The following is a 12,544-nucleotide window of genomic DNA, read 5'->3' on the forward strand; positions in this document are numbered from 1 at the left end:
GATCTGAACGATCAGTCGGCGAGCGGCTGCGGCGCACGGCGCCGCTGCCAGTTTCTTTCACTGAAATGCAGATAGAGCAGGCCGGGCAGGCCGAGCGCGAGTTCGCGCGCGCGCTTCGCGAGCGACAGCGCAAGCGCCGCGTCGGGCGGCAAGCCGACCAGCGGCGCGAGCAGCAGGTAGCCGCCTTCCTGCGCACCGAGCGAGCCCGGGATCGCGAAGGCCGCGCCGCGGATCGCCTGGCCGACGCTTTCCAGCAGCAGCGCGTCGAGCCAGCTCACCGGATGCCCGAGGAAGTGCAGCGCGAGCCACACTTCCGCGGTGCCGACGATCCAGCCGACGAGACTCAATGCGAAGGTCTTCGCGACTTTCGCGCGATCGCGGTACAGCGCGCCGACCGCGTCGTCGATCGCGTCGGCCCGCGTGGCGAGCGACGACCAGTCGCGCGGGCCGAGCAGTTTCGACGCGAGGCGCAGGCCGCGGCCGAACAGCCCGCGCCGCTGCGCCAGATAGAACATCACCGCGAGCGCGCCGAGCACGCCGGTGGCGATCAGCGCGGGCGTACGCAGGTGCGCGACCGATTCGTGCGTCGCATACAGGCTGAACGCGGCGATCCCGATCAGCGCGAACGCCATCTGCGCGAGCGCCTGCATCGTCGTGCCGACGGTCACGGCGGCGGCCGCGTCGGCCATCCGCGTGCCGCGCTGCGCGAGGTGGCGCACCATCAGCACGGGGCCGCCGATCTGCCCGGCGGGCAGCAGGCTGTTCACCGATTCGCCGACCCAGCGCGCGCGCAGCGCGTTGCCGAGTTCGGCGCCCGGCTGCCCGCGGCGGAACATCACGGAGATCGCGAACGCATCGATCACGAGCGGTACGACGTGGAACGCCGCGACGAGCGCGAGGCCCCAGCCGGCCGCGAGGAACGTGGACGCGACCGCGCCGACGCCCTGCCAGGCCAGGAGTGCGATGAAGAGTGCGGTCCCGAGGGACAGCAGGATGAGGCCGGCGCGTGTCATGACCCGGTCGTGCGTCGCGTCGCCAGTTGCTTGAACACCTGGCGGAAACCGAAATACGCGATCGCATCCTTCATGTTCGAGATGAAGCGCTTCCACGGCCGCATGCCCGGGTTCGTCACGTATTCGAACGTGAGCGACACGCGCATTTCGTTCTGGCCGAGCGGCGTGATGCGGTGGCGCAGCTTGTCGCCGTCGAACAGCACGATGCCGCCGTCGGCGATCTGCACGGAGCCCGGTTCGTCGGCGACGTCCGGGTTGCGCGTATGCAGCTCGTAGTCGAGCCGGCACGACGATTCGTCGATCACGCCGATCAGCAGCGTGTAGCGCCGGCCGTCGTAGTACGACGTGTCGTAGTGCCAGCCGATGTGGTCGCCGGGCTTCGTGTAGTAATACAGCGCGTACGCGTGCGGATCGTCGTCCGGCGACAGCATCAGCTTGTCGCCCGTGATTTTCTCGAGGAAGCCGATCAGCGCCTTCGAGCGATACAGCTCCGCGATGTACGGCGCCTGCTCGTCGATCGTATGGCGGCTCACGCTGCCGCCCTGCTTGTGGCCGGGCAGGTAATTGCGGTTCAGGCCGGCCTGCATCGCGCGGGCGGCGTCCGCCAGCTTCGCGTGCGCGTCGGGCGGCAGGAAGGCGTCGAGGTAGAGGAACGAGCCCTGGCGCGTGTAGTCGCCGCGCAGGCGGTCGAGGTCGAGCTGGCCGACGCAGTCGGCCACGGTGCGATCGGGATCGGCCGCGGCCGCGCGCACGGGGCGTGCCGGGCTCAGCACGGTATCGTCGCGCGTGCTAGAAGTCATTTGGAAGCCTGGATTTCAGAGGGGTTCTGCGGAACAGTGCTGCCGCGGCGCACGATGCGCCACCAGTCGATCACGACCCATGCGGCGAACAGCGGGGCGCCGATCGATGCGGCGAGCAGGAACGGCTCGACGCCGTCGACGAGCGTCACGATCGGCAGCAGGTACAGCACGTCTTCGGTCTCGAAGCCGCCGGCGAACGCCTGCTTGGTGCCGGCCTTGCCGGCGATCGATTCGATCCGCATGCGCAGGAAGAAAATCAGCGCGACGGCCGCGCCGGCCACCGCACCGAGCAGCACCGGCGACGCGGCCATCTGGCCGCCCTGGGCGACGATGCCGACCCCCATGCTGACGAACAGCGCGACCGTGACGAGCGCATCGGCCGCCAGGTCGTAAAAATGACCGATCTTGCTGGATTTGCCGCCGATGCGCGCGAGCTCGCCATCGGTGTGGTCGACGAAGTTCGACAACACGATCAGGAACGCGCCTGCATTGCTCCAGCCGAAGCCGCCGTGCGCGAGGCACCAGGCGCCGGCGAGGCCGATCAGCAGACGAAGGGTGGTGAGGTGATTCGGGGTGACCGGCGTATCGACGAGCGGTCGGACGAGCGAGCGCGCGAGCCGCGCATCCCAGGTGCGTGGCAGCGGTGGCTCGGGGCGTGTGGCGGTTTTTCTTTGGTCCATCGGCGAAATATATACGGAATTGTAATTTGTTGCTTTTTATTCGATCAATGTCCTGACATGCGGGAGTGTTACGGCGTCTTGCGCGCATCGGCCGGTTCAAAAACGCACGTGCGAACGGGGCGGCCGACGGGGGGGCCGCACCCGTCTTCCAGTGTGGTCCGCATCGCGCGACTGTCAAGGCCGGACGGGCCTCGCAGGGCGGCGAGGCGGTGTTTTTCGCGTCGGTCGGCGGGCGGCGCGCAACGCATGCGACCTTGATCTCGGTCAGGCCCGGAAAAGCCGCATCGGGCGACAATCGGCCGCGCCGGGCAGGTATCGGCCATTACAGAGCCACAGGTCGTCAATGTCGACGGAAATCCGTCGATTGAAGCGCGCGGCGCGGTGATCGGGAGCCCGCGATTCGCGTCGATGCTTTCGCGCACCTTTCGCGTGCATGCGGCGCGGGCGAATCGCCTGTCACAGAACGGTCGTTCGATACCCGGCAAATCCGGCAAGGATCTTTTGCATCCAGCGGACATTTCGCGGCGATGGCCTCTGCGATACTCCGACCGTGCCTGTGGTGCCGGCCGCCCCTGGCGGCCCCAAGGGCTTCATGTCGCTCAGGAGACACCCCCCGCGACGTCAACAGATCAAAGCGTCAGAAACCAGCCATGTCTTCATCACGCATCCTCGCTCCCGCCCTGCGTTCGCTCGTCCGCACCGCCGACGAAGCCGCCGCGCTGATCCGTCCCGGCATGACCGTCGCCATGAGCGGCTTCACCGGGTCGGGCTATCCGAAGGCCGTGCCGGCCGCGCTCGCAGCCCACATCGATGCGGCGCACGCGCGCGGCGAGAACTTCCGGATCAACGTGCTGACGGGCGCGTCGACCGCCCCGGAACTCGACGGCGCGCTCGCCCGCACCGACGGCATCTCGATGCGGCTGCCGTACCAGTCCGACCCGACGTTGCGCGACAAGATCAACGGCGGCGAAGTCGATTACCAGGACGTCCACCTGAGCCACGTCGCGCAATATGCATGGTTCGGGCTGTACGGCGATCTCGACGTCGCGATCGTCGAAGTCGCGGGCATCCGCGAGGACGGCCTGCTGATCCCGTCCGCGTCGATCGGCAACAACAAGACCTGGCTCGAGCGCGCGAAGCACGTGATCCTCGAAGTGAACGCGCGCCAGCCGCTCGGCCTCGACGGGATGCACGACATTTATTACGGCACCGCGCTGCCGCCGCATCGCAAGCCGATTCCGCTGACGAAGAGCGACGACCGGATCGGCGAGCCGTACCTGCGCTGCCCGGCCGACAAGATCGTCGCGATCGTCGAGACCGACGCGCCCGATCGCAGCAATGCATTCACCGCGCCGGATGCGACGTCCAAGCAGATCGCGCTGCAACTGATCGACTTCCTGCGTCACGAAGTGAAGCGCGGCCGCCTGCCGGAAAACCTGCTGCCGCTGCAGTCGGGCGTCGGCAACATCACGAACGCGGTGCTCGCGGAACTCGGCTCGGCCGGTTTCTCGAACCTGACGGCCTACACCGAGGTGATCCAGGACGGCATGCTCGACCTGCTCGACGACGGCACGCTGAGCTTCGCGTCGGCCACCGCGCTGTCGCTGAGCCCGGCCGCCGTGCAGCGTTTCGCCGACGAGATCGCGACGTTCCGCGAGAAGATCGTGCTGCGCCCGCAGGAGATCAGCAACCATCCGGAGCTCGTGCGCCGGCTCGGCTGCATCGCGATGAACGGGATGATCGAAGCCGACATCTACGGCAACGTGAACTCGACGCACGTGATGGGCACGAAGATCCAGAACGGCATCGGCGGCTCGGGCGACTTCGCGCGCAACGGCTACCTGTCGTGCTTCATGTCGGCGAGTACCGCGAAGGGCGGGGCGATCTCGCGGATCGTGCCGATGGCGAGCCACGTCGACCATACCGAGCACGACGTCGCGGTCGTCGTCACCGAGCAGGGGCTGGCCGACCTGCGCGGCCTGTCGCCGAAGCAGCGCGCGCGCAAGATCATCGCGATCTGCGCGCACCCCGACTACCGTCCGATGCTCGAGGACTACTTCGAGCGCGCGTCGCGCGACAGCTTCGGCAAGCACACGCCGCATCTGCTCGCCGAGGCGCTGTCGTGGCACGAGCGCTACGTGCGCACCGGGACGATGAAGGCCTGACGCGGCTGCGGACGGGCGCATGCGCGCCCGTCAGTCCATCGCCGCGTGCGCGACGTCGACGCTCGCCGTTTTCTGCGGCGGGCGGATCAGCAGCAACAGCGGAATCATCAGCAGCGTCGCGACGAACATCAGCTTGAAGTCGTTCAGGTACGCGATCATCGTCGCCTGCTGGTTGATCGTGCGGTCGAGCAGCGCGAGATCGACGCGGCTGCCGGCGATCGCCTGCACGGCCGGGTTGAACGGCGTGACGTGGGTCGCGAGGTCGGCATGCGCGACCTGCGTGTTGCGCGTCATCAGCGTCTGCACGATCGAGATGCCGATACTGCTGCCGATGTTGCGCATCAGGCTGTAGGTGGCTGTGCCGTCCGCGCGCAGCTCGGGCGGCAGCGTCGAGAACGACAGCGCGCTCAGCGGCACGAACACGAGCCCCAGGCCGAAGCCCTGGATCACGCCGGGCCACACGATGTCCGCTTCGGACAGCACGACCGTGTACTGCATCATCTGCCACAGCGCGAGCGCGGAAATCGACAGCCCCGCGAGCAGCAGCATCCGCGCATCCACGTATTTCAGCAGCCGGCCGACGAACAGCATCGCGATCATCGTGCCGGCGCCGCTCGGCGCGGTGACGAGGCCCGTCGTCGCGACCGGGTAGCCCATCAGGTTCTGCAGCATCGGCGGCAGCAGCGCGCGCGTCGCGTACAGCACCGCGCCGACCACGAAGATGAACAGCGTGCCCGTCGCGAAATTCGGGTCGCGCAGCAGTTCCGACTTGAAGAACGACGCCTTGCCGACGGTCGCCGTATGCGCGAGGAAGAACGCGAAGCCGAGCGCCGCGACGAGCGCCTCGATGCGGATCTCGTACGAACCGAACCAGTCGAGCTGTTCGCCGCGGTCGAGCATCGCCTGGAACGCACCGATCGCGAGCGCGAGCGTCGCGAAGCCGAATGCGTCGAATTTCACGTGCGGACGCGGCGCGCGCGCCGGCAGGAAGGTCATCACGCCGGCGAGCGCGAACGCGCCGATCGGCACGTTGATGAAGAACACCCAGCGCCAGTTGTAGCTGTCGGTGAGCCAGCCGCCGAGCGTCGGGCCGAGGATCGGGCCGACCATCACGCCCATTCCCCAGATCGCCATCGCCTGGCCCTGTTTCTCGCGCGGGTTGATGTCGAGCAGGATCGATTGCGACAGCGGCACCAGCGCCGCGCCGAACACGCCCTGCAGCAGCCGCGCGCCGACGATCTGCACGAGCGTCTCCGACAGCCCGCACAGCGCCGACGCCACCGTGAAGCCCGCGATCGACACGATCAGCAGCCGCTTCACGCTCAGCCGGTCGGACAGCCAACCGGTGAGCGGCGTCGCGATCGCCGCGGCGACGATGTAGGAGGTCAGCACCCACGTGATTTCGTCCTGCGACGCGGACAGCGTGCCCTGCATGTGCGGCAGCGCGACGTTCGCGATCGTGCTGTCGAGGGTCTGGATCAGCGTGGCGAGCATGATCGACAGGGTCAGCATCGGCCGGTTCAGGGCGGGCGAGGCGGGGGCGTCGGCGGCGGGGTTCAAGCGGGTGTCTCCGTGGGGCGGTCGCCGCGGGCGGCGATCCGGTATGGCGCAAATTATAAGCACGCTTATTATATAGCCGCTTATCGCCAGGTCGAGAGCCGCGGGCCGGTTCCGGCTTGACCCTATAATCGCCGCATGGACAAGACCTACGAGAACCGGATCGGTTACCTGATCGCCGACGTGGCGCGCCTGAACGGGCGTCTGTTCGACCGGCGCGCGAAGCGCATCGGGCTGACGCGGGCGCAAAGCCGCGTGCTCGCGTACCTGACGTGGAAGGGCGAGATGAACCAGGCGCGGCTCGCCGAATGGCTCGAGATCACGCCGATCTCGCTCACGCGGCTGCTCGACCGGATGGAAAGCTATGGCTGGATCGAACGCATGGCGAACGACGACGACCGCCGTGCGTTCGTGATCCGGTTGACCGACAAGTCGCGCGAGATCTTTCCGCAGATGCTGGAAGTGGGCGATACCGTCGCCGACGACGGCCTGCGCGGCTTCACGCCCGACGAGCGCGAGACGCTGGTGCGGCTGCTCGGGCGCGTGCGGCGCAACCTGATCGACTGCGGCGGCGAATGACGCGGGCGCCCGGTCGGGCGCACCGCTTGCAACCACAAAAAAGAGAACACCGAGAGATGATCCAGGCCCGACGAATCGGCCGGAAGACCGGTATTGCGATCCTGATCGCGCTCGCAGTCGCACTGATCCTCGGGATCGGCATCGTCTGGCTCGGGCACGACGATGCGCCCGCGGCCTTCGACGCGGCGATGGAGAAGGCGAAGCGCGGCGACCTGGACGGCGAATTCGACGTCGCGCTGATGTACGAGCACGGCGACGGCGTCGAGCAGAATCCCGCCGAAGCCGCGAAATGGTATCGGCGGGCCGCCGACCAGGGCGATGCGGCCTCGCAGAACAACCTCGGTACGCTGTACGAAACCGGCGTCGGCGTCGAGCAAAGCCGGGCGGAGGCCGTGAACTGGTATCGGCGTGCGGCCGCACAGGGCCACGGCAATGAGTTGTGCAATCTCGGTCGCGCATACGAGCACGGCGAAGGCGCGCCGCAGGATAGTGCGGAAGCGGTGCGGCTTTACCGGCGTGCGGCCGAACAAGGCCTGCCTAGGGGGCAACTGTATCTGGGGTTGATGTACGACGCCGGGACCGGCGTGCCGCAGGATGCCGCGGAAGCCGCCAAATGGTATCGACGCGCGGCGGACCAGGGCGATCCGCAGGCGCAGAACGCCCTCGGCTACCTGTACGACAGCGGGCGCGGCGTGAAGCAGAGCGACACCGACGCATTCAGCTGGTATCGACTCGCCGCGGAGCAGGGCTACGCGAACGCGCAGAACAATCTCGGGCTGATGTACGAGAACGGGCAGGGCGTGCGCCAGGACGACGCCGAAGCGGTGAAATGGTATCGGCTGGCCGCGGCCCAGGGTGTCGCGACCTCGCTGTTCCGGCTGGGCGTGCAGTACTACTCGGGTGGCGGTGCCGGGCACGATCCGATCGCCGCGAACGCGCTGCTGGGCCTGGCTGCCGCCGCCGGCGAGACGCGCGCTCAGGCGTACCTCGATCAGGGCGCGAAGCTCACCGCGCCGGCCGATATCGAGAAGGCCGCCCGGCTGCGGGCCGAGATGAGCCGGCCGGGCAACCTGCTCGACGCGCTCGATCGCTACGAGGACACGGCGCAGCGCGGCGACGGCGGCTGATCTCGTCCGTTTGGTGGAGACGGACAGGCGCGTCCGGGGATACGCCGGTGCGCAGCTCAACGGGTCAGCGCCGCGAGCAGGTACGCCGCGAGATACAGCCCCACCCCGTACGACAGATGCGTGACGAGGCTGCGCCGGCGCGCGACGCCCGGTTGCGGCGTGCGCGACGCCGCGATGCCGAAGCCGAACGCCGGCTGCATCACGAAGAACGGGGCGACCACGCTTGCGAGTCCGGCGACGAGTGCGGGGAGCGGCGTCGGCGCATCGATCCACGTCGGGCCGGCGATCAGCACGGGCAGTGCCGCGAACGCGATGCCGATCGCGTAATGCGCGATCCAGCCGAGCGCGCGTTCGCCGGCCACGGGGGCAGCGGCGCTGATCGACGCATGGCGGAACCGGCCGTGCGTCATGTGGCCGAGCCAGCGGCCGACCAGCGCGTAGTCGAGCGACGGAATGCCGAACGCACGCCGTCGGAACAGCGTCCACAGGTCCATCAGGAGCGTGGCGCCCGCGCCGATCAACAGCAGCTTGAGCAGGACGTCGGACGGGCTCATCGCGCACCTCCGCGGCGAACGATGACGGCGATGCGGCACGGCGGAATGCGACGCGGGTTCAACGGTTTCATGGCGGTCCGGCTTGTCTTTATGGAGTCGAGCGACTATCTTGCAACTTCAAGTGAACTTGAGGTCAAGCATGGGCCGACTGGACATTGCGGACGTCGCGCGGCGCACGGGATTGCCCGCATCGACGCTGCGCTACTACGAGGAAAAAGGGCTGATCGTTCCGATCGGCCGGCACGGGCTGCGGCGGCAATACGACGAATCGGTGCTGGAGCGCCTGGCGCTGATCGCGCTCGGGCGGGAGGCCGGTTTCTCGCTCGACGACATCCTCGCGATGGTCGGCGCGCAGGGGCGGCCCGCGATCGACCGCGCGAAGCTCGACGGCAAGGCCGACGAGCTCGACCGCACGATCCGCCGTCTCGGTGCGGTGCGCGATGCGCTGCGGCATGCGGCCGTGTGCCCGGCGGCGAACCATCTCGAATGCCCGTCGTTCCAGAAGCTGTTGCGCATTGCCGCGCATCGTCATCCGGCGCGCCGTGCGAAGGCGGAAGGCGCCGCGTAGCGGCGAGCCTGCGCGAGGCGGGCGGTTCGGTAGCCATGCGACGGAAGGGCGGTGACGTGGTGACGTGGCGGGTTCGACGTACGTGCCGAATCGCGAGACGGCGCTGCCGGTCCGTGCCGCCTTCGACGTCAGCGAAGCGCTGCCGACGCCCGACTCATCCCGCGTAATACACGCGGCATTCCATCTCGCGCCCGCGCACGATCCGCTTGCCGACGAGCGCGCCGTACGTTTCGGTGAACACGGTGCGCTGGTGCTCGCATTGCACCGCGTCGTAGAAATAGAGCGAGACCCAGTCGGTCGGGCGGCCGGCTTCCGGCGTACGCATCGCGGCATGCTGGCTCAGCACCGTGAAATGCCAGCCGCCTTTCGTCATGTGCATCACCGGCGGCGGCACGTAACCGTCCGCGTTCAGGCGCCGGTGCGCGAGCGTCGGCAGTACGCCGGCGGCCGCCTTGTTGCGGTACTGGCGATCGATGTAAAGCAGCAGTTCGACGGGCGGTTCCGTGCCGGGGCCGGCGCTTTGCATGTGGCCTTGCCAGCGGCGGCGCCGGCTCAGCACGTCGTCGAGCGCGGCGCGGATGCCGACCGCGCGCCGCGGGCCGACGCCCGCGATCGTTTCGAGCTGCCCGTTGCGGGCCGCGCGTTCGAGCTCCTCCAGCGTGTCGATGTGCAGCGCGTCATGAATGCGCAGCGCGAGCGCGTGGCCGATGCCCGGCACCGCTTCGAATGCGGACACGCGTTCGGCGTCGCCGCGCAAGCGGTCGAGCTGGCGCCAGCGTCCCGTGACCAGCAGCTCGGCGATCGCCTGCGCGACGCCCGTGCCGATGTCGGGCAGCGCGCCGAGCGCCTCGACGCCGCCGGCGTCGAATACGCTGCGGATGTCGCGGTCGAGCGCGTCGACCGTATCGGCCGCGGCGCGGTAAGCGGCGACCCGGTACGGGTTCGCACCCTGGTCGACGAGCCATTGCGCGGCCTCGCGCAGGCAGGCCGCGACAAGCCGGTTTTCCTCGTACGTCTGGCTGACGGTCGACTGCATGGCAAGGGACCCGGAAAGCACAAACGGAATGGACGCGGCGAGCGATGCGCCGGTCGGCTGTCAATCATTGTCGCGACGCGCGATGAAGAAAACTTGATGCGCGTCAATGGCAAACGTAACACAGGCACGCAGCGCACGGTCGTGCCGGAACGCGGCATGACCGTGCACCGCGCGCGATGCGGTTACGCGTCGAGAAACGACTGCGCGTTCTCGGCCTCGGCGGCCGTGCGCAGCGCGGCGAGCGCCCGTTTCTCGATCTGTCGCACGCGCTCGCGCGACATCCCCGCATCCTGCGCGATCGCGTCGTAGGTGTCGGGCTCGGCGCCGCCGAGGCCGAACCGCCGGCGCAGCACGTCGGCCTCGGTCGGCGTGACCGACCGCAGCAGCGACCGCACGCAGTCGCGCATGCGCGTGTCGGCCAGTTGCTCGAACGGGCTGGCCGATGCCTGATCCTCGATCAGTTCCACGAGGCCGGTGTCCGCGTCCGGCAGCGGCGTGTCGAGCGAGACCGGCTCGGCGGGCAGCGCGAGCACCGCGCGCAGCTTGTCTTCGGCGAGGCCGGTTTCGGCCGCGAGCTCGGCCGGCGTGGCGCGGCGGCCCGTGCGCTGGCGAAAGCGCAGCGCATGCCGCTGCACGCGCTGGTACTGGTCGCCGACGTGCACCGGCACTCGGATCGTACGCGAGCGATCCGCGACCGCGCGCGCGATCGCCTGGCGAATCCACCAGGTCGCATAGGTCGAGAACTTGAACCCGCGCCGGTATTCGAATTTCTCGATCGCGCGCATCAGGCCGAGGCAGCCGTCCTGCACGAGGTCGGACAGGTCGACGCCGCGGTTCAGGTACTTGCGCGCGATCGACAGCACGAGCCGCAGGTTCGCCTCGAGCATCGCCCGCGTCGCGTCGCGCACCTTCTGCTGGCCGTCGCTCAGCGCGGCAGCAAGCGCGCGCCGTGCAACCGCATCGAAGCACGCCGCGTCGCCTGCCGACGGATCATGCGGGGCGGCCGCGAGCGCGCGCACGACACGGCTCGCGTCGTCGACGGCCGGCGCGACCCACGCGAGCGAACCGAGCAGCGCGGCCACGTGGTTGCGTGCGTCGCGGTATTCGGCCGAACGGGTGCCATGCGCATGCACTGCCTCGCGCAGCGCCGACGCCGCTGCCTGCAGCGTGTCGTAGCGGGCGGGCACGGGCGCGTCGGCGTCGTCGTCATCGGGCGAGCCGGTCGTGCCCGTCGCGCGATGACGCTCGAGCAGCGCGTCGACCGCGGGCGGATAGCCGGCGATCGCGTGCAGCACCTGATGGCGGCCCGTCTCGATCTCGCGGGCGAGCACGATTTCGCCTTCGCGCGTGAGCAGCGGCACCGCGTGCATGCGCCGCATGTAGAGCGCGAGCGGATCGGTCGACGCGCTCGTGCCGCGCGCGAGGTCGCCGAGCATGGCCCGGCCTTCGTCGAGCGCGTCGCGGTCGACCTCGACCGGCGCCGCGCCGGCGAACGGCGCGGGCACGGCCGGCTCGTCGAGTACCGCGATGCCGATGTCGGCCAGCGCGGCGCGCACGACATCGAGCGCGTCGGGGCTGTCGCTTTCGGGCGGCAGCGCGTCGACGAGGTCGGCGTGCGTCAGATAACCCTGCTCGCCGGCGAGCGCCAGCAGCTGGATGATCGGATCGAGCGGTGTGTCCGCCCGGGGAGTGGGGCGTGGCGTAGTCATGTCGATGGCGGCGCGAGCCGCGTTCCTGTCTGGGGCGGGCCGAAGCTCGCCGGTTTGCGGTTGCCGGTGGGTCGCGGACGCCCGTCCGCGCCGGTCAGCCGACATCGTTCAAGTTGAGGGCATTTGCGCCAACTTCAACGCCGGCGCCGCGGACGGGCCAGCACGCGGCGTGCCCGCCCTGCCGTCCAGGGCAGGAAACAAAAAGTAACGGATCATACGCGCGGAAATCTGCAGGGGACGTAAGCTAGAGTCAGGCGCGCGCCCGGCGGCGACGCGCGGATTCTGCCGGAGTACGAGATGAACCCGATTTCCGCCGCGAGGCCCGCCGTCGTCGCGCTGGCCGCCCTGGCGCTTGGCGGCTGCTACTACACGAGCCCGTACGGTTATGCACCTTATTACGCGCCGGTGCCCGCCACGGTGACGCAGCGCGAGATTCCGGCCGCACCGACCGCGCCCGGCCCGGCCGCGTCGACCGTGCCCCAGGCAGAGGTCGACGTCGGCCCGGCAGTGCCCGTGTATGTCGCGCCGGCCTACGTGCCGCCGCCGTATCCGTACGCGCCGTATCCGTACGCTTACCCGGCGTACTACTCCGGCTGGTACGGGCCGCCCGTGACGATCGGCTTCTGGGGCCGCTGGGGTGGCGGCTACTGGGGCGGCCGCGGCGGGTACTGGCATCGGCCGTGGGGCGGCGGGCATTGGGGCGGTGGACATTGGGGTGGCGGCCACTGGGGCGGCGGCCATCGGCACTGACCGGCG

12 protein-coding genes are annotated in these 12,544 nt (G+C 69.2%); 5 read left to right on the plus strand and 7 right to left on the minus strand.

Features of this window, described 5'->3' with window-relative positions; translation table 11 throughout:
* Positions 1-11 precede the first annotated feature (11 nt).
* The 3 genes from KU887_RS17745 to KU887_RS17755 are packed head-to-tail and all read right to left on the minus strand — an operon-like array spanning position 12 to position 2,493.
* The gene (locus KU887_RS17745) at positions 12-1,013 is read right to left on the minus strand and encodes an HpnL family protein (protein ID WP_006484682.1); all 1,002 of its coding nucleotides are present in this window, start codon (positions 1,011-1,013) and stop codon (positions 12-14) included.
* Positions 1,010-1,813, minus strand: a complete 804-nt coding sequence (locus KU887_RS17750; RefSeq protein WP_258256931.1) for a 2OG-Fe(II) oxygenase — start codon at positions 1,811-1,813, stop codon at positions 1,010-1,012. The genes KU887_RS17745 and KU887_RS17750 overlap by 4 nt, the downstream gene beginning before the upstream one ends.
* Positions 1,810-2,493, minus strand: a complete 684-nt coding sequence (locus KU887_RS17755; protein WP_258256932.1) for a CDP-alcohol phosphatidyltransferase family protein — start codon at positions 2,491-2,493, stop codon at positions 1,810-1,812. Before KU887_RS17755 ends, KU887_RS17750 begins: the two co-directional genes overlap by 4 nt.
* Positions 2,494-3,143: 650 nt before the next feature.
* Between KU887_RS17755 and KU887_RS17760 the strand changes: the two genes are divergently transcribed.
* Positions 3,144-4,658, plus strand: a complete 1,515-nt coding sequence (locus tag KU887_RS17760) for an acetyl-CoA hydrolase/transferase family protein (protein WP_258256933.1) — start codon at positions 3,144-3,146, stop codon at positions 4,656-4,658.
* A 30-nt stretch (positions 4,659-4,688) separates the two neighbouring features.
* On the opposite strand, the gene KU887_RS17765 is transcribed toward KU887_RS17760, so the two are convergent.
* Positions 4,689-6,218, minus strand: a complete 1,530-nt coding sequence (locus KU887_RS17765) for a DHA2 family efflux MFS transporter permease subunit (protein WP_125331998.1) — start codon at positions 6,216-6,218, stop codon at positions 4,689-4,691.
* A gap of 135 nt (positions 6,219-6,353) precedes the next feature.
* Between KU887_RS17765 and KU887_RS17770 the strand changes: the two genes are divergently transcribed.
* Positions 6,354-6,794: a MarR family winged helix-turn-helix transcriptional regulator gene (locus tag KU887_RS17770; protein WP_006484698.1), complete on the plus strand. Its 441-nt coding sequence runs from the start codon at positions 6,354-6,356 to the stop codon at positions 6,792-6,794.
* A gap of 56 nt (positions 6,795-6,850) precedes the next feature.
* Positions 6,851-7,921, plus strand: a complete 1,071-nt coding sequence (locus tag KU887_RS34590) for a tetratricopeptide repeat protein (protein WP_309138182.1) — start codon at positions 6,851-6,853, stop codon at positions 7,919-7,921.
* A gap of 56 nt (positions 7,922-7,977) precedes the next feature.
* Here the strand turns inward: KU887_RS34590 and KU887_RS17785 are convergent, their stop codons facing one another.
* On the minus strand, positions 7,978-8,475 hold the full coding sequence (locus tag KU887_RS17785) for a DUF2938 domain-containing protein (RefSeq protein WP_006495066.1): 498 nt from the start codon (positions 8,473-8,475) through the stop codon (positions 7,978-7,980).
* A gap of 139 nt (positions 8,476-8,614) precedes the next feature.
* Here KU887_RS17785 and KU887_RS17790 point away from each other — a divergent pair, with 139 nt between their 5' ends.
* Positions 8,615-9,043, plus strand: coding sequence for a helix-turn-helix domain-containing protein (locus KU887_RS17790; RefSeq protein WP_006484694.1), 429 nt, complete (start codon positions 8,615-8,617; stop codon positions 9,041-9,043).
* Between the two features lie 154 nt (positions 9,044-9,197).
* Here the strand turns inward: KU887_RS17790 and KU887_RS17795 are convergent, their stop codons facing one another.
* Positions 9,198-10,079, minus strand: a complete 882-nt coding sequence (locus KU887_RS17795) for a helix-hairpin-helix domain-containing protein (protein ID WP_058902998.1) — start codon at positions 10,077-10,079, stop codon at positions 9,198-9,200.
* Positions 10,080-10,261: 182 nt separating this feature from the next.
* Positions 10,262-11,788 carry a sigma-70 family RNA polymerase sigma factor gene (locus KU887_RS17800; RefSeq protein WP_006484701.1) on the minus strand — a complete coding sequence of 509 codons (1,527 nt, stop codon included), beginning with the start codon at positions 11,786-11,788 and terminating at the stop codon, positions 10,262-10,264.
* A gap of 297 nt (positions 11,789-12,085) precedes the next feature.
* On the opposite strand from KU887_RS17800, the gene KU887_RS17805 reads away from it, so the two are divergent.
* Entirely contained in the window at positions 12,086-12,538 is a 453-nt protein-coding gene (locus tag KU887_RS17805) for a hypothetical protein (RefSeq protein ID WP_006484690.1), read from the plus strand.
* Positions 12,539-12,544: the final 6 nt, after the last annotated feature.

This window comes from Burkholderia sp. EMB26, assembly GCF_024730645.1.
GTDB lineage: Bacteria > Pseudomonadota > Gammaproteobacteria > Burkholderiales > Burkholderiaceae > Burkholderia > Burkholderia cenocepacia.

Bases quoted from the DNA above. Each gene is read 5' to 3' on its own strand.
- KU887_RS17745 (WP_006484682.1), bottom strand. From the start codon at position 1,013: ATGACACGCGCCGGCCTCATCCTGCTGTCCCTCGGGACCGCACTCTTC.
- KU887_RS17750 (WP_258256931.1), bottom strand. From the start codon at position 1,813: ATGACTTCTAGCACGCGCGACGATACCGTGCTGAGCCCGGCACGCCCC.
- KU887_RS17755 (WP_258256932.1), bottom strand. From the start codon at position 2,493: ATGGACCAAAGAAAAACCGCCACACGCCCCGAGCCACCGCTGCCACGC.
- KU887_RS17760 (WP_258256933.1), top strand. From the start codon at position 3,144: ATGTCTTCATCACGCATCCTCGCTCCCGCCCTGCGTTCGCTCGTCCGC.
- KU887_RS17770 (WP_006484698.1), top strand. From the start codon at position 6,354: ATGGACAAGACCTACGAGAACCGGATCGGTTACCTGATCGCCGACGTG.
- KU887_RS34590 (WP_309138182.1), top strand. From the start codon at position 6,851: ATGATCCAGGCCCGACGAATCGGCCGGAAGACCGGTATTGCGATCCTG.
- KU887_RS17785 (WP_006495066.1), bottom strand. From the start codon at position 8,475: ATGAGCCCGTCCGACGTCCTGCTCAAGCTGCTGTTGATCGGCGCGGGC.
- KU887_RS17790 (WP_006484694.1), top strand. From the start codon at position 8,615: ATGGGCCGACTGGACATTGCGGACGTCGCGCGGCGCACGGGATTGCCC.
- KU887_RS17795 (WP_058902998.1), bottom strand. From the start codon at position 10,079: ATGCAGTCGACCGTCAGCCAGACGTACGAGGAAAACCGGCTTGTCGCG.
- KU887_RS17800 (WP_006484701.1), bottom strand. From the start codon at position 11,788: ATGACTACGCCACGCCCCACTCCCCGGGCGGACACACCGCTCGATCCG.
- KU887_RS17805 (WP_006484690.1), top strand. From the start codon at position 12,086: ATGAACCCGATTTCCGCCGCGAGGCCCGCCGTCGTCGCGCTGGCCGCC.